Source organism: Snodgrassella sp. ESL0253 (assembly GCF_013344965.1).
GTDB classification, from domain to species: domain Bacteria; phylum Pseudomonadota; class Gammaproteobacteria; order Burkholderiales; family Neisseriaceae; genus Snodgrassella; species Snodgrassella alvi_B.
This window is the reverse complement of sequence record NZ_JAAEDQ010000001.1, coordinates 216,350-239,716: the sequence shown is the minus strand read 5'-3', so window position 1 is coordinate 239,716 and position 23,367 is coordinate 216,350. Positions and strand designations below refer to the sequence as shown.

At 40.5% G+C, this 23,367-nt stretch carries 16 protein-coding genes; 9 read left to right on the top strand and 7 right to left on the bottom strand.

The window, feature by feature from the left end:
* Positions 1-115: 115 nt before the first annotated feature.
* A complete protein-coding gene (locus tag GYX26_RS00995; RefSeq protein ID WP_174827685.1) occupies positions 116-391 on the bottom strand; it encodes a hypothetical protein in 276 nt (91 codons plus the stop codon).
* Positions 392-573: 182 nt separating this feature from the next.
* On the opposite strand from GYX26_RS00995, the gene GYX26_RS00990 reads away from it, so the two are divergent.
* On the top strand, positions 574-1,251 hold the full coding sequence (locus GYX26_RS00990; RefSeq protein ID WP_100090088.1) for a helix-turn-helix transcriptional regulator: 678 nt from the start codon (positions 574-576) through the stop codon (positions 1,249-1,251).
* 204 nt (positions 1,252-1,455) lie between these two features.
* Here GYX26_RS00990 and clpX read toward each other — a convergent pair whose 3' ends face one another.
* A complete protein-coding gene (gene clpX / locus GYX26_RS00985; protein ID WP_100090089.1) occupies positions 1,456-2,739 on the bottom strand; it encodes an ATP-dependent Clp protease ATP-binding subunit ClpX in 1,284 nt (427 codons plus the stop codon).
* A gap of 414 nt (positions 2,740-3,153) precedes the next feature.
* Here clpX and GYX26_RS00980 point away from each other — a divergent pair, with 414 nt between their 5' ends.
* From GYX26_RS00980 to GYX26_RS00950, 7 genes are all read left to right on the top strand, one after another.
* Entirely contained in the window at positions 3,154-4,104 is a 951-nt protein-coding gene (locus tag GYX26_RS00980; protein ID WP_174827684.1) for a serine hydrolase, read from the top strand.
* Between the two features lie 158 nt (positions 4,105-4,262).
* A complete protein-coding gene (locus tag GYX26_RS00975; RefSeq protein ID WP_100090091.1) occupies positions 4,263-5,015 on the top strand; it encodes an SDR family oxidoreductase in 753 nt (250 codons plus the stop codon).
* 11 nt (positions 5,016-5,026) lie between these two features.
* Positions 5,027-5,527 carry a Fur family transcriptional regulator gene (locus GYX26_RS00970; RefSeq protein ID WP_174827683.1) on the top strand — a complete coding sequence of 167 codons (501 nt, stop codon included), beginning with the start codon at positions 5,027-5,029 and terminating at the stop codon, positions 5,525-5,527.
* Positions 5,528-6,105: 578 nt separating this feature from the next.
* Entirely contained in the window at positions 6,106-7,332 is a 1,227-nt protein-coding gene (locus tag GYX26_RS00965; RefSeq protein WP_174827682.1) for a hypothetical protein, read from the top strand.
* A 209-nt stretch (positions 7,333-7,541) separates the two neighbouring features.
* Positions 7,542-8,681 carry a reverse transcriptase family protein gene (locus tag GYX26_RS00960; protein ID WP_174827681.1) on the top strand — a complete coding sequence of 380 codons (1,140 nt, stop codon included), beginning with the start codon at positions 7,542-7,544 and terminating at the stop codon, positions 8,679-8,681.
* Positions 8,682-9,373: 692 nt separating this feature from the next.
* Positions 9,374-10,177: a carbon-nitrogen hydrolase family protein gene (locus GYX26_RS00955; RefSeq protein ID WP_174827680.1), complete on the top strand. Its 804-nt coding sequence runs from the start codon at positions 9,374-9,376 to the stop codon at positions 10,175-10,177.
* Positions 10,178-10,405: 228 nt separating this feature from the next.
* Entirely contained in the window at positions 10,406-11,767 is a 1,362-nt protein-coding gene (locus tag GYX26_RS00950; RefSeq protein WP_100090096.1) for a sodium-dependent transporter, read from the top strand.
* Between the two features lie 520 nt (positions 11,768-12,287).
* Here GYX26_RS00950 and GYX26_RS00945 read toward each other — a convergent pair.
* The 4 genes from GYX26_RS00945 to GYX26_RS00930 all read right to left on the bottom strand — a co-directional run bounded on the left by GYX26_RS00945 (position 12,288) and on the right by GYX26_RS00930 (position 20,228).
* Positions 12,288-13,130 carry a class II glutamine amidotransferase gene (locus GYX26_RS00945; RefSeq protein ID WP_174827679.1) on the bottom strand — a complete coding sequence of 281 codons (843 nt, stop codon included), beginning with the start codon at positions 13,128-13,130 and terminating at the stop codon, positions 12,288-12,290.
* Positions 13,131-13,301: 171 nt separating this feature from the next.
* Positions 13,302-18,089: a calcium-binding protein gene (locus GYX26_RS11585; protein WP_304944908.1), complete on the bottom strand. Its 4,788-nt coding sequence runs from the start codon at positions 18,087-18,089 to the stop codon at positions 13,302-13,304.
* Positions 18,090-18,143: 54 nt separating this feature from the next.
* Positions 18,144-19,034, bottom strand: a complete 891-nt coding sequence (locus GYX26_RS00935; protein WP_174827677.1) for a hypothetical protein — start codon at positions 19,032-19,034, stop codon at positions 18,144-18,146.
* Positions 19,035-19,340: 306 nt separating this feature from the next.
* Entirely contained in the window at positions 19,341-20,228 is an 888-nt protein-coding gene (locus GYX26_RS00930; RefSeq protein WP_174827676.1) for a hypothetical protein, read from the bottom strand.
* A gap of 894 nt (positions 20,229-21,122) precedes the next feature.
* Here GYX26_RS00930 and argS point away from each other — a divergent pair.
* Positions 21,123-22,859, top strand: coding sequence for an arginine--tRNA ligase (gene argS, locus GYX26_RS00925; protein ID WP_174827675.1), 1,737 nt, complete (start codon positions 21,123-21,125; stop codon positions 22,857-22,859).
* A 43-nt stretch (positions 22,860-22,902) separates the two neighbouring features.
* On the opposite strand, the gene GYX26_RS00920 is transcribed toward argS, so the two are convergent.
* Positions 22,903-23,367: an Lrp/AsnC family transcriptional regulator gene (locus tag GYX26_RS00920; protein ID WP_174827674.1), complete on the bottom strand. Its 465-nt coding sequence runs from the start codon at positions 23,365-23,367 to the stop codon at positions 22,903-22,905.

The following is a 23,367-nucleotide window of genomic DNA, read 5'->3' as shown; positions in this document are numbered from 1 at the left end:
GCTTTTATTCCAATATTACACATTCGGTTTAAAACCATATCAGTATGCCTGTGCACAAAAAAACAATTAAATTGATGCAAATAAAGTTGCCACAGCAGAAGAGTAATACCCCGTTTCAGGAAGCTTCATATACCATTGCCCTTGCCAGCTCGGTATGGTTCATTTTTCCATATATATTGAGCCAGCCCTGCGCCGCTTCATGCTGGTCACAGCTTTTGGCTATTTGTATCTGGGCTGAGTTCATCTCAGTATAGGTTAATTGTGCCAGATGATGACAATCCAGAGCCTCAGCAATCAAAGTTGAGGGTGTAGTGGCACTGGCTGGTGCAGCATGAAAATTTCCCAGCAGCGATAGTAAAACCATCAACCCAGATATCTTCAATAATTTCATAATCCACTCTATATTTAGATAAATCTAATTAATTGTTTAATTTTTACTATAATAATTAGAAAAAAATAAATATTCAAGAGGTAAATTTCTTAAACATTTAATTACTATTCATTTTTTCAAAAATGAAGTATAATAAAATAAATTTACTGACGATATTTCTAATAAATTGCTGGAGTTTGTGTATGCAAACATTCAAAGACCGTCTAGCATCACTATGGCCGGGTGAGCGCCAATCCAAAATTGCCACAGATATTGATATGACTATGGCCGGATTCAGCCGTATCTGGCATGAAGGCGGTTTGCCTAAGGCGGAAACCTTAAAGCGTATCAAAGAACTAAAAGGATGCAGTATCGACTGGCTGCTAACCGGAGAAGGAGAGCCTTTTCCTGAACAGCCTGCTCAGGCCGCACATGATACGCTGGGCAATCCGGTTAATGCCGATGATTTTGTTTATGTACCGCGGTACGCGATTGAGGCTGCGGCCGGACATGGTAGTCTGGTTACCAATGAGACGCCTATGTTCACCATGGCATTTCGTAAAGACTGGATTAATTCAATGATTAGCCCGGAAGTTAGCGGCTTGTCTGTTATTTCGGTTAAAGGCGATTCAATGGAAGGTGTGCTCAATGATGGGGATACCATTCTGGTACAGCAAATGAATTACATCCGTCGTGATGGTTTATATGTATTACGCATCAACGACAATTTACTGGTAAAACGTCTACAGCTTATGCCGGGTAATGTAGTCAATGTGATTTCTGCCAACGATGCCTACCCGAGTTTTGAAATTCGGCTGGATAGCGAAAGCGATGATGTGCAGATTATCGGCAAGGTCTTGTGGTTTGGCCGATACCTGTAATATCCATAGCTCTCTGTTCTGGCCTGAAAAAGCTATTAGATAAAGAAATACACCAATCCAGCATGATTAGCTTAGAGGCTGGCACTTTATGCTGCATGCGTCTGCTGCAAGCCTGATTTACCCAAACAAATAAAAAAACCGCCCGAATTTTAAAATTTCAGGCGGTTTTTTATTCATACCTACACAAAATTTCAGCTTATCGCTTTAACCTTTATAGGCACTGCCATCAGCCAGTAACCATTCCGGTTCTGCACCTTTTTCAATCACATCCTGATTAACCACAACTTTTTTCACATCAGTTAAATCAGGCAAGGCATACATAGTATTCAGCAAGGCTTTTTCCACAATTGAGCGCAAGCCACGCGCTCCGGTTTTGCGTGCCATAGCCAGCTTGGCAATAGCGCGTAATGCCGAGGGCTGCACCTGTAGCTCCACACCTTCCATTGCAAACAGCGCCTGAAACTGCTTGATTAATGCATTTTTAGGTTCAGTAAGAATATTAATCAAAGCATCTTCATCCAGCTCCGTCAGCGTGGCAATTACCGGCAGACGGCCAATCAGCTCAGGAATCAAACCGAATTTAATCAGGTCTTCCGGTTCTACCGTTTGAAACAGCTCGCTTATATTGGTATTTTCATCTTTACTGTGTACCGCTGCACCAAAACCAATACCACCCTTTTCAGTACGCTGGCGGATAACTTTTTCCAGGCCGGCAAAGGCGCCACCACAGATAAACAGAATATTAGTGGTATCTACATTAATAAATTCCTGATTAGGATGCTTACGACCACCCTGAGGCGGTACAGAAGCAACAGTACCTTCTACTAGTTTCAGCAAAGCCTGTTGCACACCTTCACCCGAAACATCGCGCGTAATCGAAGGATTATCGCTCTTGCGGGAAATCTTATCGATTTCATCAATGTACACAATGCCTCTTTGCGCTTTCTGTACATCAAAATCACATTTGCCCAATAATTTAGTGATAATCTGTTCCACATCCTCACCTACATAACCTGCTTCAGTGAGAGTAGTGGCATCAGCCATTACAAACGGCACATCCAGTTTGCGTGCCAGAGTCTGAGCCAGCAGCGTTTTGCCTGAGCCAGTAGGCCCAATCAGCAGAATATTGGATTTGGACAGCTCTACCTGACCTTCTTCCTTGCCCAGACGCAAGCGCTTGTAATGATTGTATACCGCCACAGCCAGCGATTTTTTTGCCGTTTCCTGTCCGATCACATATTGATCAAGATTGGCAACAATTTCTGCCGGCGTAGGCAGTTTATCCTGACTGGTACCAGCATCTGAGCCGGCAGAAGCAGTAGCTGCCGACGCGGCTTTTTCTTCAGAAGAACTACCCGGATTATGTAGCATGTCATTGCATGTATCCACGCACTCATTACAGATTAATGCGTTTTCACCCTCAATCAAATTTTTAACATCGTTTTCAGGTTTCCCGCAAAACGAACAATAACGAATTTCTTTACTCATAAACAGGATTTCATCAAGAAAATAGAGCTTATATAGAGAGAGCCTGACCGGATACAGAGTTAACCACCATAGCCGAAATCAGCCAAAAAATAAGTATATAGTGTTATTAGTCCGATATCAAACTGAATGCTAATGTAGTTTTAGCCGTTGCAGCAATCGGTGTAGCAATGAAAATCTAGTTAAAATATCGTTTATAAACAGCTTTTATCTACCTAAACAACTGACGAAAGTTTCGGCTGCGATTAAAATTGTCTTATAATTGGCAATATAATCAGATTTTTGTATTGAATATTTGGACGCTGAAACTTCTATTAATCACAGGTAACAGAACAATCTGTTCCTCTCTCACGTTCAGTATGAGCATCTTAATTGAGAATTAAATTACCCTGAATCAAGGGCAAAAAGGAAGTTATCATGTCACGTTTATCTTGTCTGCGTCGCTGGCAGTGGGTAAGCCTGTTAAGTAGTACCCTGTTTTTTGCAGTACCCACTTTTGCTAACGATTTGGACGTCCTCGGTAAATTTATCGAACAAAAGCAGGTGGATAGTCAGCCTGATACCCTCAGCTCATTTATCACCAATCACCCAGATGCCAATCTGGAAACCCGTGCCCAGATTGCCGGCCCTTTATTAAGCTCGCAATCCGCACTGATTATGAACAATCAAACCGGCGAAATCCTGTACCAGAAAAACATCAATCAGGTACGTTCTATTGCATCCATTTCCAAGCTGGTTTCAGCAATGGTAGTGCTGGATGCCAACCAGAATATGAATGAGCTCATTACCATCACCGATGCGGAAATTGACCGGCTGAAAAACTCAACCAGCCGCCTGTCGGTTGGCACCGTAATGACCCGGCGTGAACTGTTGCATATCGGCTTAATGAGTAGTGAAAACCGGGCAATCCATGCATTGGCACGTACGTATCCGGGGGGTATGCCGGCATTTGTAGAAGCCATGAACCACAAGGTGGCCGAGCTGGGTATGACCAATGCACGCTTTTACGAGCCAACCGGGCTGGATCCGCGCAATCAGGCCACAGCACGCGATCTGGCTTTACTGGTACGCGGCGCCAGCCAGTATCCGCTTATCCGACAGTTCTCAACCGATAATTCTGGGGCGGTATACACCAGCAATGGCCGCATAGAGCAGTACCACAATTCCAATGCGCTGATACGCGAAGGCGCATGGCCAATTGCCCTGCAAAAAACCGGTTATATCCGCGAAGCAGGCCGCTCCATGGTTTTGCTGACCAGCGTACAGAATCAGCCGGTAACCATTGTCCTGCTGAATTCCCCCAGCTCCACCACCCGGGTTAGTGATGCCCGCGCACTGCGCTCATGGGCCATGCAGCAGTCTCTGTAAGCACAGGCCTGTAATTAACCACCCCGTTAGCGTTAACGGGGTTTTTATTATCTGGCTGATTGAGCCAGCTATTTACTTTGAAATATACCGGAACGTGCTAACATTAGCACTTGAAAGACAAATACAGTCTGGAACGAATAACAGGGAAGGATGCTGATATGGCAATATTGATTACAGGCGCTTCTGCCGGTTTTGGTGCAGAAATGTGTCGGGTACTGGTTCATGCCGGCTATAAAGTTATCGGCGCAGCACGGCGGCTGGATAAGCTGCACCATTTACAGGCCGAGCTGGGCACAGCCTTTTTACCGTTACAAATGGATGTGGCCGATAAAAGCAGCGTCGATAGCGCATTGGCTTCCCTGCAAGGCACCTGGGCTGATATTGATTTACTGGTGAATAATGCCGGGCTGGCGCTGGGCATGGAGCCAGCTCAGGAAGCAAACTATGCCGACTGGGAAACCATGATACACACCAATATCCTTGGCTTAACCTATGTAACACGGCAGATACTGCCGCGCATGATAGCCAAAAATGCCGGTTATATCATCAATCTGGGCTCCACTGCCGGCGCATGGCCGTATAAAGGAGGCAATGTTTATGGTGCAACCAAAGCCTTTGTACGCCAGTTTAGCCTGAATTTGCGTACTGATCTGGCCGGCACTCGTATTCGCGTTACCAATATTGCTCCCGGCCTGTGTGGTGATACCGAATTTTCCAATGTACGCTTTCGCGGCGACGACAAACAGGCCGCGGCCGTGTATGAAAATATCAGCTATCTGCAACCGGCAGATATCGCCAACACCGTGTTATGGCTCTATCAAACTCCTGCCCATATGAATGTCAACCACATCGAAATCATGCCAGTATCACAAACCTTTGCCGGCCTGAGCGTTACCCGCGATCTGGCATAAGGCTGGCAGGCATGACTAGCAATACAGCATGGCAATCCAAAGCCGAAGATAAAGCACGTATCATGGCACAGTGCGCAGAGCAGGGCGTTACCGTTACCCAGCTACGTGCTCAGGTACTGGATATTGTATTAAACATGGACGGCGTGATTAAAGCCTATCAGGTACTGGCACATATGCAACAGCACAGCAGCAATACCGTTGCCCCGCCCACCGCCTATCGGGCACTGGATTTCTGGGCAGAGCAGGGCGTATTGCATAAAATACCGGCGGTTAACGGCTATATTCTTTGCCGTCATGTTCAGCATGAATGTGACAGCCATTGTCAGCAAGACAACATACATCACAGCGATTTTGTACTGGTGTGCAACCAGTGTGGCGCCGTAGATGAACAAAGCCTGAGTTCCGAATGGGCAGCATTGCGCCAGCGCGCGGCCGATAACGGCTTTATGCTCAATGATGAACATATCGTACTTACCGGTATCTGCCAGCAATGTCAGCAACGCCTGTCGTAAAGTATTTGATTAGTTTAAAGAATGATTCTGGATATCAGCTTTTCAATTAAGCACAATATCCAGAATTTTTTTAGCAACTGGTATTTGGTACCAATAATTTATTTTATTGAGTTAACCATTACTGTAATTACCACGTAGAAAATTCTTTTATTAACTGAAAGAGGGTTTAAATATGAAAAATAACGGAGCATTAAATCATATCTATTTTTAAGGAAACAGATGCCGATATTCCAGTTAAGAAGCATTTCCGATAATATGGTATAAACGATTCAGCTTTATTAGGTGGCGAAATAAATACTGTAATATGTAAATATCCGATATTCAATTCCTAAAGGAACAGAAAGCTGAAACCGTAAGCTTATCAAATATAGAATACTAAAATATGCTGCGAAATTCTTTACGAATGTTGTGTACTAATGGGGTGTTTACAGAAAAACTAAGTAGATATTAAATTGAGAATAAACCTTTCAAGCATACAAATAGATATATGAATTGGTATGGTAAAGTTATAAAATCTTTATTGAAAATTCAATCTTCAAATCATAGATAATACTTATGAAAACTAAGCATGATTTACTATGACCAAAAAAACATTATTTTTACAAAGCTTATCTCCAGAAAAGATAGATAATTCAGCTGAAATAGAAGAATGGTTATCTCAATTTTCAGAGGACCAAAGACACCTAGCCAAACTTTTGTTAAGTCGTTTACAATTTGTTTCACGTGATGTTTATGCGACATGGCTTGAGCAAGCTATTTCAGAAATAATAGATAGCGCAAGTGCTTTCGCTTTATATTCAGTGAGGAAATTAAAACAGGATAAGAATAACGATAAGGCTGAGGAATCACCACCTGTTTATTGGTGGGGTCAAGATGGAGAACCTATTATTCGCCCTGGTAAATCTTTAGGTAGTGAAGATCTTGTATATTCTCTAATTTCGAATTTAACTCGTGCTAATGAAAATAAATTGCTAGATCATCCTTCACTATTAAAATTAAAGAAAAATCGTGTTCGTAATTATATTTTAATTGATGATGCAATAGGAAGTGGAGATCGAGTCTCTGATTTTATTAATGCAATGTTAAATCATCCAACATTTTTGAGTTGGTGGAGTTTAGGTTGGATTAAAATTTATGTGATTAGTTTTGCTCGTCCGCAAGAATCTGAAAAAAATATTATTACAAAAATTAGGGGGTCGGATCATGGCAAGCGTAAATTTAGAAAATCTTCAAAAATTGAATTTATAAGCAATACAGTTTACCAACAAACCTTATATCAAAAACGTTGGGGGGAAAATTACTATCAACTAATAGAATTATGTAAAAATCAAACTAAAATTCCAGCTTGGGCTCGTTTAGGATATGGAAAAATCTTTTCAAATATTATTTTTTACCATAGTGTACCAAATAATATTCCCGGATTAATATGGTTTGTTGATAAGAAAAAGAAATGGAAAGCTCTTATGCCTGGTCGGGCTATACCTTCTTGGCTCATGGATTTATTAGAAATACCCAAGGATCAAGTTAAAAAAAATACTAAGATTAGTAACGAAATTTTAGATCTTTTATTATTAATTAAAAAGGGAGTTCGAAATGTTGATAGTATTGCTCAAAGACTTGGTGTTGATTCAAGGTATGCTAAAAAATTACTTCAACATGCAATTGATACAAATTTAGTAACATCAGGTTCTCGTCGGTTGACTCCAAGAGGTTTAGATATTTTTCATCAATCATCAAAAAATATTAGCTTGCAATTATGGGACTATAGTATGTATATTCCTAGTTCATGGTGTGTTGAGCAATAAACTGTTCAGCCGTTGATATCACAGATATCAACAGAATCTATTGAAGCTTTAAGTGATATAGATGGGGATACCGGATAGGCATCTCTGGAAAGATCTGACGTTAGGGCAGTTATGCTGCCCTTTACTATCAAGTCCCAACGCTTACCTCGCAGCCTTAGGTGGAACTTGATACTAATGGTTCCCTATAGGGACCTCAAAAGGGAAAGTGAATGGAAACTTGGTCAGCACACCATCTTCTTCAGGAATCAATACCTATATTAGGTAACAGATCCTCTCAAGAACTTACAAACTACGCAATATCTTTGCAACGTAGGCAGCTTCCGGTAATTTTTACCTTACGCCATTTGTCAAAAATCACTAATGTTAATTATTTGTTATTAAGAAAAACAGTAATGCGTTATCGTGAGATGGCTAACTATCGAATATTTACTATAAAAAAGAGATCTGGCGGACGACGACATATTCATCGGGTTTCTAAAGAATTATTTAAAGTTCAACAATTTATTAATACTGAAATTTTGCAAAAAATTACTCCTCATCATGCATCTTTTGCGTTTCATTCTAAAGGTGGAATACATGCTTGTGCTTTATCTCATTGTGGAGCTCGTTGGTTATTTCAATATGATTTAAAAGATTTTTTTTACTCTATAGATGAAATTGATATATATAATATTTTCAAAGATAATGGGTATCGTCCACTTTTAGCTTTTGAATTAGCTAGAATATGTACAACAACTGCATTACCTAAAGATTTTTTCAAACTACTAAATTATAAAAGTAGAAATTTATGCTACATGTCAAATTATAAATTTTACACTGATCACAGTGGGCTAATCGGGGTATTACCACAAGGTGCACCGAGTAGCCCAATGTTAAGTAATTTGGCTGCATTTAAATTAGATAATTCTCTCACTGAGTTAGCCGATAAATATGGACTGATTTATACAAGGTATGCTGATGATATTACATTTTCCTCACTTTCTAGTCTTCCTAGAGGAAAAATTATTACAGATATACACAAAGCGATAATTAAAGCTATCCGAAAAAACGATTTTTATGAGAATGCTAAGAAAACTAGGATCGCCGGTCCCGGAGCAAGAAAGCTTGTATTAGGATTACTCGTTGATGGAGCTGTCCCACGGATTCCGAAAGAAACATATAAGAGAATTGAACGTCTTTTATACGCTATTAACAAGTATACTCTGTTGGAGGTAGCAAAACATGAAAAATTTGATACACCTTATGGATTATATAATCATCTTTCAGGATTATTGGCTTTTGTTAAAGATGTAGACATCGTTCGATGGAGAAAGTTTCAGCAATTATTCTTAAAAATAGCTCCTCCTTAATAATCAAACAATATAAATTATTTGCAATTATATTTTATAATTTTTAGAACATTTTTTACTTATTTATGTCAGCTATAATATGTGTAGTTACCACCTAAAATATACACAATTTTATGCTAAATAATTAAAATAATTTTTTACTTTGAGGCAATGCTATTTTAGAGTGTAGGTACAATTTGATTTACACAGAATCAGCAAACATGACTTCATTGTCATGTTCCCCGAACTTGCGGAAATTTTTAATCGTGAAGCTTTGTAGATACATTATGATTGTTCCTGAGTAAATCCGAAAAAATTGATATTTAATTCTGCTGTAATTATTTATATAGCTGAATCATCAGCTATTCAGGTCATATTTTTAAAAGTAGTAGTCTGGTTTGTATTACTGTCTATTCCTCTCTTATACTGTTAAAGCAGCTAAGTATTAACCTCTGTTTAATTTCATGATAATTCTAGTAATAGCCTTATATTAAAGTCAAAATAAATTTATATAAGTATAAATTTATTAATTAATATTAATATGTTATTGGAAATCGGAATAACATTTCTACAACAAATGCTTTACCATCACCGCAACTACCTGCATTATCACAATAAATATTGATTTATTTGCGTATCAATCCAGTTAAGGCTATAAATAATCCTACTGCTACAGTTATGGCATCAGTTTTTGAGTATTTAAGGAGCAATACATGAAGAATATCAACGTTGGCATTGTACAAATGGTTTCGGGTACTGACATTGCCGAAAATATCCAGTCTATGCAGCGATTAGTGCGGCAGGCTGCCGCAGCAGGGGCTGAATGGGTGGTATTACCTGAATACTGGCCAATTATGGGTAAAGACGATACCGACAAAGTAGCTGTAGCAGAAACATTTGGCGATGGGCCACTGCAAACTGCCTTAAAAACACTGGCGGCTGAATTGGGTATTGTATTGTTTGGTGGCACCATACCCTTACAAAGTACCGATAAAACCAAGGTGCTTAATACCATGCTGGTGTATGGGCGTGCCGGTGAGCTGCTTGGTTTCTATCACAAAATGCACTTGTTTGGTTACAGCGGTGCCAATGAATACTATGCCGAAGCCGATACCATATTGCGCGGCATGGATGTACCGGAGCTGAAAGTTGATAATATCGCTGTGGCGCAGGGTATTTGTTACGATTTGCGTTTTCCTGAATTCTTCCGTGCCCAGCTCCCATTTGATGTACTGGTTTTACCGGCAGCCTTTACCTATACCACCGGTAAGGCACACTGGCATACATTATTAACAGCCAGAGCAATTGAAAATCAGTGTTATGTACTGGCTTCAGCACAAGGCGGGCAGCACCAGAATGGCCGCCGTACCTATGGCCACAGCCTGATTATTAATCCGTGGGGTGAAGTAATCGCCTCATTACCGGAAGGCGAGGGCGTTATTTGTGCTGAGCTGGATGCAGAATTCCTGCAATCGGTACGCACCAAATTACCGGCACTACAACATCGCTTACTGTAATCATAAATTATCATCTGCCTTAACAGATGTTGAATTAATTGAATACACCAACCGGATAATTTGGACATAATGTCTAAATTATCCGGTTGATAGCCGGAAAGATAGCACATAAGCAATCATTTCTTGTCCAAAAAAGCGATTCATGGCATGATTACCAATTAATTTTACATTATTGAGTTAAATGTTGAGTTTTCTATTGAATCTTGAATTAGGATGTAAGGGGCAGTTATGAGTGGCGGAACAAAGAAAAAATCGCATTCACAATGGAGCTCGCGGATGGGTTTTATGCTCGCCGCAGCAGGTTCAGCAGTAGGTTTGGGCAATATCTGGAAATTTCCCTATATGGCCGGCCAGATGGGTGGTTCTGCCTTTGTGCTCACCTATCTGATTTGTATGTTCGTGATTGGCTTGCCGATTCTGGTAGCCGAATGGCTGATTGGCCGTCGTGGACAGAAAAATCCGATTCACACCATGGAAGATGTGGCTGTTGCTGAAGGGCGGTCTAAATCATGGCGCTGGGTAGGCATTATCGGTGTACTTGGTTCCTTCCTGATTTTGTCTTTTTACAGCGTGATTGGTGGCTGGGCTACTGACTATATTTTCCTTGCCGCCAATGGTACTTTTAAAGGTCTGCATGGTGATGGCACCAGCCAGGTTTTTGAGCAGTTTCTTGGCAGTGTAAACCATCTGCTTACTTGGCATACCGTGTTTATGTTGGCTACTGGCTTGATTGTAGCCATGGGTGTAGGTGCTGGCTTGGAGCGCTCATGCAAAATCATGATGCCGGGGCTGGGTGTTTTGCTGATTGGACTGGTGATTTATGCTGGCGTTGTCAGTGGCCCATCATTTGGCAAGGCATTTGCGTTCCTGTTTACCCCAGACTGGTCTGCCATTACCGGTAAAGCAGTATTGGCGGCATTGGGACATGCATTTTTCAGTCTGTCTCTGGGTATGGGCATCATGATGGCCTATGGCTCCTATCTGGGCAAAGATGTTAATCTGATTTCCACCGCCCGTACCGTTGTGATTCTGGACGTAATCGTGGCCGTATTATCCGGTATGGCTATTTTTCCATTGGTATTTGCCAACGGCCTGCAACCGGCGGAAGGCCCCGGCCTGATTTTCGTTACCTTGCCGATTGCTTTTGGTAATATGGCTGGCGGTACCATCATCGGTGTACTGTTCTTTATCTTCCTTACCTTTGCTGCACTCACTTCCTCTATTTCATTACTGGAACCAACAGTAGAACTGCTGGAAGAGAAAACTCACTTAGGCCGTAAATCAGCTACATTAGCAAGCAGTGTGGTTATCTGGGCATTGGGTATTGCCTGTCTGTTGTCCTTTAATGCATGGCAGGATGTCACCATATTTGGAAAAAATATTTTTGATTTTCTGGATTACATCACCAGTAAACTTATGCTGCCGTTAACCGGTCTGGGTACCATTATTTTTGCAGGCTGGCTGATGAAGCAGGAAACCATTCGGCAGGAACTGAATTTAAGCCCGGCAATATTTGCTGGCTGGAAGTTCTTGTGCCGGATTGTTATCCCTGTGGCGGTAATTGCTATCCTGATATACGGTTTTATGTAATTCCGATACCGTTAACATTGTAATCAAGGCTTATGCCATTAACACACAGGCTCCTGAACATTCAGGAGCCTGTGTGTTAATGGCTTTATTTATAGCGTATAAAAACCTGAATCTACACAGTAGAATAAACCAATACTGCTGTAAAAATAATAAGTTGGCAATAAATGCCAATTCAAAGCAGTGAATGCTTCAATATTAAATCTGTATTGATTCGCTGGTATAGCACGTAAATTAGTTTATTAGACAGAGAAATCCATTGCAGTTTGTTATTACACAGTCTGTTTGTGCATACAAATATCCCGATGTTGATTAGCCGGTAAGATTAAATTAAAAGTAGAATGTATTTACCGGCTACAGAGGCACGTAAACCAACAAAATAAACAGCTAATACTATGCTGTATAAATGCATGCTATTGTCTGGCAATCATCAAAATCAGCGATATTGTGTTTACTGCAATCAACCCGCAGACTAAAATTTTTCCTTGTACCAGATAAATAAATCATCTGTTTCAATAAGCCATTACATACTTACCCCCGCTTTACGTGCAATGGCCAGCCCTTCTTCCACACTCATATATTGCGGCGGCTGAATACAATCACGCAAAACAATTTCTCCCTGACTAAACATCACCAGCTCATTAATGGCCAGTTGCTGCCAATGCTCATTACAGGTAAGAGGCAGGGTGGCAATTACTGCCACTCGATCGTGCGGCGTAGTTACGGCGGAAAAATCAATGGCCACATCTTCATCTGCCAGAACGGCCTTACCAAAAGGTGCCTGCCGGATAATATAAAAGAGCAGGGTACTGGCATGGGCTATTAACCAGTCGCCATTAGAAAGCATATAATTAAACAGCCCGTATTGGCGCAGTTCAGCAGTGATTTCTGCTACTGTATGAAATAAAACCTCGCGTGTAGGCTTGTGGCGAAAACGCTGGCGTAGCTGCTCAAGCAGATAGCAAAATGCCTGCTCGGAATCGGTAGTACCTACCGGATTAAAATATTCTCCTCCGGCCGGCGCGAAGCGGCGCAGATTACCATTATGGGCAAATACCCAGTATTCTCCCCATAATTCGCGTACAAACGGATGCGTATTTACCAGATGAGCCTGCCCCTGCGTAGCCTTGCGAATATGTGCAATCACATTTTCCGACTTAATTTTATACTGCTGCACCAGATCAGCCACCGGTGAGCTAGCACAGGGCTTGTCATCCTGAAGCAGGCGTACACCATGGCCTTCAAAAAAAGCAATACCAAAACCATCAGCATGATGATCCGTTAAACCACCACGCAAACGAAAACCTTCAAAAGAAAACACAATATCAGTGGGCGTATTGCAATCCATGCCTAACAACTGGCACATGTGTTATTTCTCCATAAATAAATTAATAATTTAATATTTGCTGTTTCATCAAGTAAAGATTATACATCCTGATTATAGTAATCGATAACTGATGCCAATATTTGCCCGTAAAAAAAGCCTGTAACTGTTGTTACAGGCATAAATTCAAATTAACAGAACAGAAAGTTGCTTTTATACAGCCGAAACACTCAAATAATTATTAGCAGTATCTAAAAGTTTATCCTGTGGCGGTGATATTGCCATGCTGCTATCAACAAGTCCTGAACTCATAGCCGCCATTGCCTGCTTGAGTAGCATCGCATCAGCGTAATTAAAACCGGAATTGATAATTTCATTGGCATGGTTATCCGGCGCCGCATTCTTTACAGGAATTCTGGCAAGGCCTGCGGCATAATTGCCTGAATCTTCATGCAGACTATTGTCAGCAGAATGGAACAGGTGATTACTGAGAGCCGAATCTTTTTCAAACTGCGGAATAAGGGGCATATCAACAGGTTTTCGCTTTGTAAGCAGGCTTAATAAAGTTTGCCCATGCTTACCATCTTCGGTAAATATAATATTGCCTAAATCAGAATCTTTGCCCCGGTTTTTCAAATTATAGCCGAGCAGATAAATAATATCGCCTTTAACCCCGTTTTTAATCACTATTCCGTCTTTATAAGCACTGAAAGTAAGCGATTTTATCTGATCAACCTTAATATAAGACAATCCATTATGGTCTTCAATTGTAGTGATGCCGTCGCCGTTTTTAATTACATACATATCATCACCCATACCGCCATTTAGATAGTCATTGCCTTTACCACCGTTAAGCAAATCATTACCGGCTCCGCCATATAAATTATCATCGCCCAGGCCTCCATACAGCTGATCATTGCCATCATCACCCTGTAAATTATCATTGCCGCTGCCGCCACTGATAAAATCGTTTCCATCTCCGCCGAAGATAACGTCATTACCACTGGTTTTTGCATTATCGCTATTTACAGGTTCTTCACTGTCGCCATAAATAATATCATTACCATCACCACCATAAATCACATCATCACCACCACTGCCAATTAGCCGGTCATTACCGATACCTCCATCAATGTAATCATTACCATAACCCCCATTAATATAATCGTCTCCTCCTTCACCATATAAAACATCATTTCCAGAAAAACTTTCTAATTCTTGCAAAACATCTCCATATATTCTGTCATTACCCTCTCCGCCGTATATAACATCATCGCCGGTATATTTAGAATTTTCGGTTGTAATTAAAATAGGATCACGAGAACCATCCGAACCAACTCCCCAACCAATAATATTATTGAAATCACCGATAATTATATCGTCGCCATTTCCACCATAAAGGTAATCATGACCACCGCCGCCGAATATAACATCATTTCCTTCGCCGCCATCAACTTCATCAGTACCATATCCGGCATCAATAATATCATTACCATTTCCGCCAAACAGATGATCATTGCCGTTTATTGAACAGTCAGCATCGACAAAATTTTTATTCTCATCACCCCATATCTTATCATCGCCATCGCCCCCGAAAATCCAATCGTCTCCACCGCCGCCTATTAAACTATCATTGCCGGCGCCGCCATCAATATAGTCTGCACCCTGAATTTCTTTGTTATTCTCATCATCCCCGTAAATAACGTCATTGCCTTCATCGCCATAAAGCTCATCATTACCGTGGCCGCCATAAATTTTGTCATGATCAGCGCCGCCATGAATCACATCGTCTCCGTAGCCACCATACAGCTCATCATTACCGGCATCGCCCCAGATATGATCATTGCATGTTGATTGTGAAAAATTTCTATTCATATCATAAGAATCGCCATATATAATGTCTTCGTCATTACCGCCATAGAGAAAATCATCGCCACCACCACCTACAATAAAGTCTTTACCGGCACCGCCATAAATGGTGTCACTACCATGATATTGGCTATCAAGTATTTCTCTTAATGTCTTTCCACCATCATCGCCATACAGCCAGTCATCACCATCGCCGCCAATAATCACATCATTGCCGCCACCACCAATGATTTCATCATCACCTTCGCCGCCATCAATGTGATCATCTCCATGAGCCCAGCTAGCAAGAGAATTTAAGTGACCACGTCTAACAAGGCCATCGCCATATAAGATATCTTTACCCTTGCCACCGACAATATAATCATTGCCACCCATACCAAAAACGACATCATCTCCTTCTTGCGTACTGCCCGGTGCTACCGAATCACCTTCGATATAATCATTCAGATTACCGCCAACAATAAAGTCATTGCCCTCATCACCATATAGAAAATCTCCCCCATATGACATACCGCCTACAGCAGAGATGGGCTCATCAAAACAGTCGCTAATACCAGAGATATTCAAATAATTACCTCTGTCAAAAAATATACCCCAGTTTGGGCCAGCATGAATCGGTTTTTTACCAAAATCAGGCAGCTTCCAGCGCTCATCCGGCTTCTCTCGTTGAGATATCGTTAAATGATTATTGGCAAAAATATAATCATCTCCGGCACCACCTCTGATGGTATCGGAGCCACCGCCGCCTGCGAGCAGATCAATGCCATCGCCACCCAGAATCACATCATCACCGGCCATGCCATCAATAGCATCGCCGCCGTCCAGCCCCGAAATTTCATCATCCTTGGCTGTGCCGAAAATAACGTCCTCAAAACCGTTTTCGTGTTTACCATCGATAATACGGCCGTCGGCACTGCGCTTATCCCAATCATAGTGATAATGGCCTTTAAGAGACTCTAATTCTTCCTCAAAATGGCCTTCTACATGAATGATTTTCGTGCGCCAGTCGCCCAGAATTTTATTTTTTTCCTTAGGCGGGCGCATATTGGGTAAATTAATGCCGAGTTTATTCCCTTTAAGCTCATTCCATCCCTCAATAGCAAGAATATCTTTATTGTCTGTCAGAGACTGAATGCATAAATCACCGGTTTTATTCAGCCACACCTGCCATTTATTATCCTCTGACTGCCATACATTCAGCTCTTTCCCTATCCACTGATATGATGAAAAAATCTTATTGTCCAGATAGATATAGCCATTACCATCACTATCGATAATACGATCCTGCCCATCATCTGCATTGAAATAATAACGGTCTGTTCCCTCACCGCCAGACAATAAATCATTGCCGCTACCGCCAATCAACGTATCATTCCCGGCACCACCATATAAATAGTCATCGCCAGCGCCGCCATCGATAACATCATCACCGCCACCACCTATAATCACATCGCCTAAACTACTGCCAGAATGAGTACCAGTGGCATTATCAGAAAGCATCAGCACCACATGGCCGGCTTGAGTTATCGCACCATTGGTCACCCAGCTTAGGCCGGTATTCTCATCACGAAAACGAATCACATCATCTTTACCAAAACCATATTTCGTCCGGATAGACTCAACCAGCTCTTTCTGTTGCCGCAGATGCATGGTTAGCTGCTGATTAATATCAATCTCGGGAGCCGGAGTAGGCGACAGCCCATGGAGCAGGGCACGTACATACTCATTGTGTTCTACTGCCTTAGCGTATTTCATCTCCTGAATGGCCCAGCAGCGGATTTTAATCCAGTCTTCACCTACATCATCCACACTTCTTTGCTGTGGCGTAAAATCCGGATTCAATACCACCACCGGATTCAACTGCAACAGCGCATGTAAATACTGCGATACCTTAGCTGTTTCTCTCTTACTGGTTAAATTCTGCAAAATACTCAGCACACTATCCGGCGTAGCATCAATATATTCCAGCTCATATTTGAATTCATACTCATCTGTTGCACCCGCTATCGGCCTGCGGTGCCCAGCTTTAGGCTCAAAAACAAACCCCAATCCCTTATCCAGAAAGTTAGTCTCATTAATGGAAGACAGTAGCGCGCTAGAACTATCGGCCAGATTTTCATTTAATACCGCGGCGATAATCCATTTAGTCATACTCGCGCCGCCCATCAATTGCCAGTTATTGGCCAGCCGCTTCTGCGTGGCAGCAGAAGTATTCCGATTGGCAAAAAACTTGCCGGTAAGCCTGTTTTCCGGCGTAGCATAATCCTTATACCAAGTATGAGTTGAACCATAAACAAGAATATTATCGCCAACCATTTCCTTGGCAAAAGCAGTGAAAGCAGCCGCCATATCCGTATCTTTGCACCACTGCCGCGCCTGCTGCTGCTCAGCACTGGAAACGGCCACCTTTTTATAGCCAAGTACATTAGCCAACTTCTCCACATCGGTACCTACTACAATATTAGCGATAGGAATATTAATTGAATAAGCAGCAGTCTTGATAATGTAGTCTATTGGCGCAACCTCACCGTTGGACTTATTAACGTAAATGTAGCCCTTCTGCGCATCCCGCATTACTCCGTATAACATCAGGCTTACCCATGAGCCTTTAAGCTTGATTCCCTTAGTAGCCCGCATATGCTGCCACATATTTTCCACAACCTGCTTACCACCAATCACCTGACCATTGCTGCCGGTAGCCGAAGCATGGTTCTGGATAATCGACATCGGCGTATACAGCGTCCAGTAGCTGATATCCAGCTTATTGTCATTAAAAACTTTTACATGAAAGTCTAACATTTCTTCATAGGTAATATCTTTACCGCCTTGGCCGTTTTCCAGTTTTTTTTGCAGCATGGCCAGATAGCCCAGCGCCATATCGCGCCGTACACTGTCAACCCGCGCTTGGGGGAGCTTTTGCTTATGGTCTTTGGCCACCGCCTGCATAAACTGCAAAGCGCCATTGCCAGTAAGGGTATCAGCCGTGGCCACCCCAAATGCCCATTGAGCATAGTCATAGCCCTTTTGGGCCAGCGCCTGATACACTTCCCCTATGGCCGACAGCTCGCCGGTTTTGATTTGCTCGCTCCAAGCTTCTATATCTTTTTTAGTTAAGACCTGTGGTTGAGACATATTCTTACCTCTTTCATCAGTTGTTAACAATATAGACATAATTAGCAGGAATTTTTACACCTTCCCTGCCTGCTTCTTAATTAATGCGCCTTTATCCGTAACCACCCAGCTATCCAGTATGCCGGCTATATTTTTTTGGGTTTGCTGCCAGAGTTTCAAATAGTGGCGGTTATAAGTTATGCTTATCAATATAGGTAAATTATCAATATAAAATCGATGGTTGCATTGCTGAACTTCGCCAATAAAATCACACAGAATATAGGTTTTAATCTCGCCTTGCGCATTCTTGGACATCAAAATATCCGGCCCGGCGATATTATCCTGCCACGGCTGATTGGTGCTGGGATCAATCCCATTATTGGCTTTGAAAAAAGTTAAGCCATGTACTTTTTGTGGTTGTTCAAAATATTCAAAGTGCCAGACTTCTTTTTTAGTTTGCTGAGTGTCAGTAAACGCTTTATTAAAATTAAGTGGCTGGTGTGGATCAACAATGTTGTAAACAATAATATGACCCCACGGAAATGGCTTCCCCTCTGGAATCAAAGTTCTGTTATCATGCAAATAATCCTCTTCCGTTTGCTCTCTATAGCTCATCACCGCGCCATCTGTCAGCCGGTACTGAAAACCAAAGCTATCAATAGGCAATTGGTAAGTAATCGGCGGGCGCTGATACTTTTGCGCTTGTTTGCTGGTATCGAAATCGCCCGGGTCGCCGATATAGTGTACCCAGGTAAACACCACACCGCCGGGGATACTTACCGGCTTGCCGCCCAAATTACCAATAGAATCATAGCGGCCAAATCTGTCCTGATGGGGTACTATAGGCGCCGGCTGCTGTTGCGGCGCCGCTTTATCGACGGTTTGCTTATCATCATCACAACCAGCCAGTAGTAGCAGGCAGCTTAAACAAATAAGCTTGAAATACAGTTTAAATATGCTCTTCATGCTGATTTATCCTCTATAGCTAATATAGAAATTAGCACAGGTTTAACCTAAAGGAAATAAGTAGTTATACAAAATTTAATCTATGTAATGAAATAATAAACTAAAAGCAACAATTATTTTTACGATTAATGCACTGTAGTGGGGATAAGTAGAATTTAATGGCGAAAAAGCATAGTTTGATAAAAATAAATGGCAAGATTTTCTGCCAGTGATGGCTGCCAGTTTTTTTATTAAAAGCTGTAGCTTAGATATCTACTTACCTCTTTCATCAGTTGTTAACAATACAGACATAATTAGCAGGAATTTTTACATCTTCCCTGCCTGCTTCTTAATTAATGCGCCTTTATCCGTAACCACCCAGCTATCCAGTATGCCGGCTATATTTTTTTCGGTTTGTTGCCATTTTTCTAAATAAATCCGGTTATAGTTTATATCTACCATTACTGGCATATAGTTAAGATAAAATCGATGGTTGCATTGCTGAACATCGCCAATAAAATCACACAGAATATAGGTTTTAATATCACCTTGCGCATTTTTGGAAATAAAAATATCCGGTCCGGCGATATTATCCTGCCACGGCTGATTGGTACGGGGATCAATCCCATTATTGGCTTTGAAATAAGTTAAGCCATATACTTTTTGCGGTTGTTCAAAATAGTCAAAGTGCCAGACTTTCTTGGTGGCTTGTAACTCGTCAGCTAGTGCTTTATTAAAATTAAGTGGCTGGTGTGGATCAACAATGTTGTAAACAATGGTATAGCCCCATGGAAATGGCTTCCCCTCTGGAATCAAAGTTCTGTTATCACGCAGATAATCCTCATCTGTCTGCTCTCTTCTGGTTTTAACCGCGCCATCTGTTAGCCGGTACTGAAAATCAAAACCTTCAATAGGCAATTGGTAAGTAATCGGCGGACGCTGATATTTTTGTGCTTGTTTGCTGGTATCGAAATCGCTCGGGTCGCCGATATAGTGTACCCAGGTAAACACCACTCCACCAGGGATACTTACTGGCTTGCCGCCCAGATTACCAATAGAATCATAGCGGCCAAATCTGTCCCGATGGCGTACTACAGGTGCCGGTTGCTGCTGTGCCGCTTTATCGCCGCTCTGCTTATCATCATCACAACCAGCTAGCAGTAGCAGGCAGCTTAAACAGCTAAGCTTAAAATACAGTTTAAATATGCTCTTCATACTGATTTGTCCTCTATAGCTAATATAGAAATTATCACAGTTTTAACATAAAGGAAATAATCGGTTATACAAAATTTAATCTATGTAATGAAAAGATAAGCTGAAAGCAATAATTATTTTTTACGATAAATGCACGGTGGTGGGGGTAGGTAGAATTTAATGGCGAAAAAGCATAGTCTGGTACAAATAAATGGCAACATCTATTGCTAGTTTTTGCTGTTTGTTTTTGGATGTGAAGCTGTGAAGCTGACATTTTTATTTTGCTGATATATGTCTGGTGTCAGATAAACGAATTTATAGATAAAAATATTATTAACAGGCATGTGTAATAAGTTGATGTGGTTTTGGATAGATTTAAAACTTTTAATTACCTGATATTGATTGTTTCCATACTGCCGTATTTTTCTAGCTGTTTATCAAGGTTTTAAGTATCTATTTTTATATTTAGGCCAGAATCATTGATAATTATCTTAATTTCTGTTTGTTTTGATGTTGATGCGATTTTGCTATTGAGCTGGTTATTTTTGGTTTGATGCTCAAGAAATTACGCAATATTTGTAATTCTTTTTCAGCGTGTGGCTACTATTATTTTAATAAAGTCTGTGTAAGTGAAGTATGCTTGGCATGTTGCTGGTATATTGAGGAAATTCTGAATTGTATGAGAAAAATTATGGTTTATATTTTATATGCTATATTTGTGCTAATGTTTTAGTTTTTAGTATGCGTATATATTTTTTTATAAATATATGTTTAGTATCAATATATTTATAGATTTTGTTAAATAATTTAATAAAAAGCACATTTATCAATAAATTCTATTAATAATTATAATTTCTTTTATATTTTTTTATGTTATATATAGAAGTATAAATATAAAAGATGAGGTGTGTGATAATGGAATTACAAAAATTTTTAAGTCATTATGTGGATAAAGCTTTTGAAATTAGTGGCTTGTCTTTATATCCAGCTTTATTACGCCCTGCATCGAAAGCTGAATTTGGCCATTATCAGATTAATGGTGCCATGGGGGCAGCAAAATCTTTAAAATTAAATCCTAGAGAGGTTGCTGAAAATGTTGTAAATAATTTAGCAAGTTTAAAAGAAGAAGGGATTGTTGATAGTATCGAAATATTGGGTTCGGGTTTTATTAATATTTTTTTATCTAGCGGTTTTCTTAGCCAGAGGGCATTTGAAACTTTGTTTGATGAACGGCTAGGCGTAAAAAAACAACCAAAACAAATTATACCAATTGATTATCCTTCTGCCAATTTAGCCAAAGAGATGCATGTTGGGCATCTGCGTGCCAGTATTATTGGCGATGCTTTAAATAGAGTTTTAAGATTTTTAGGCCATGATGCTTTTAGTCAGGACCATGTTGGTGACTGGGGAACGCAGTTTGGTATGCTGATTACCTATATGGTAGAAGCGGAAAAAGTCGGGCAGAGTGATGTTGCGTTGGCTGATTTAGAAGAATTCTATCGAAATGCAAAAAAAAGATTTGAAGAATCAGAAGAATTTGCAAAAACAGCCAGAAGCTATGTGGTGCAATTACAAAGTGGCGATGAAAAGGTTCTTGCTTTATGGCGTCGCTTTGTACAGGTGTCTCAAAAACATTGTTTGGGCGTCTATAAAAAGCTTGGATTGTTGGTTAATGAAAGTAATTTGAAAGGGGAATCTTCATATAATGATGATTTACAGCCAACTGTTGATGAACTTGTTCAGAAAGGCATAGCAGTAGATAGTGAGGGGGCAAAGGTAGTATTTTTGGATGAATTTAAAGATAACGACGGTAATCCGACTGCATTTATTATTCAGAAGCGCGATGGTGGTTTTCTGTATTCGACTACTGATCTGGCATGTATTCGCTATCGTGTTAGACAGTTAAAAGCAGACCGGATTATCTATGTTGTTGATGTCCGCCAAAGTTTGCACTTTAAAGAGTTATTCGCAACGGTTCATAAAGCAGGATTCGCGACAGAAAAGACTAAGTTAGAGCATATTGCCTTTGGTACTATGATGGGAAAGGATGGTAAACCATTTAAAACTCGTGATGGTAATACGGTGAAGTTAATTGATCTGCTGAATGAAGCGGTAGAGAGGGCAGCGGTATTGGTACGTCAAAAGAATCCGGCTTTATCAGATGCAGAAATTGATAAAATTTCTACTGCTGTTGGTATTTCTTCAATAAAATACGCAGATCTGTCTAAAAATAGAACTAGTGATTATATCTTTAACTGGGAAGGCATGCTGTCTTTTGATGGGAATACTGCGCCTTATTTACAATATGCTTATACACGTATTCAAAGTTTGCTTAATAAAAGCGGACAGTCTATTGAGCCTGATGTTGATCATGTTATCAGGGCAATAGAGCAGGATGAGATAAATCTGTTATGCTTATTGTTGCAGTTTGAGGATGTGATTATTTCTGTGGCGAAAGAATGTATGCCTCATTATCTTGCTAATTATTTATTTCAATTAGCCTCTTCTTTCTCTAAATTTTATGAAAAATATCCGATTTTAAAAGAAAAGGATGAAATCAGAAATAGTCGTTTACAGATAGCCAGATTAACAGGGAAAACCTTAAAACAGGGAATGCATCTTTTGGGGTTAGATGTATTAGACAAAATGTAAGAAATAAAAAAGCCTGTAAATTCAGGCTTTTTTATTTCTATATTTAAATGTCTATTTCTGTTGTCCATTTCACAACCTGTAATGGTATTTCTGTTCTGATATTACAGACGCCTGGTAACAATGCTAAGGTATTGACTTGAAAACTTCTATACTCTTCTAAATCCTTACACAAAACCCGCAGTAAAAAATCATTTTCTCCTGCCATTACATAACATTCTTGGATTTGTGACAGTAATTTTACTTCATAAATAAATCTTTCGATGGCAGCAGAGTTAGTGTTGGCAATATCTATCTTTATTCTGACGTATATTATTAGTTGTTTGTTAATGGTTTTTTTGTCGAGTAGTGCTACGTATTGTTTTATAAATCCGGCATCTTCTAATATTTTTATGCGTCGCAGACAGGGGGATGGAGATAATCCTACTTTTTTGGCAAGTTCATTATTTTGAATATTACCTTCTCGCTGAAGTATTCGAAGTATTCTTTTATCAATGTTATCTAATTTCAT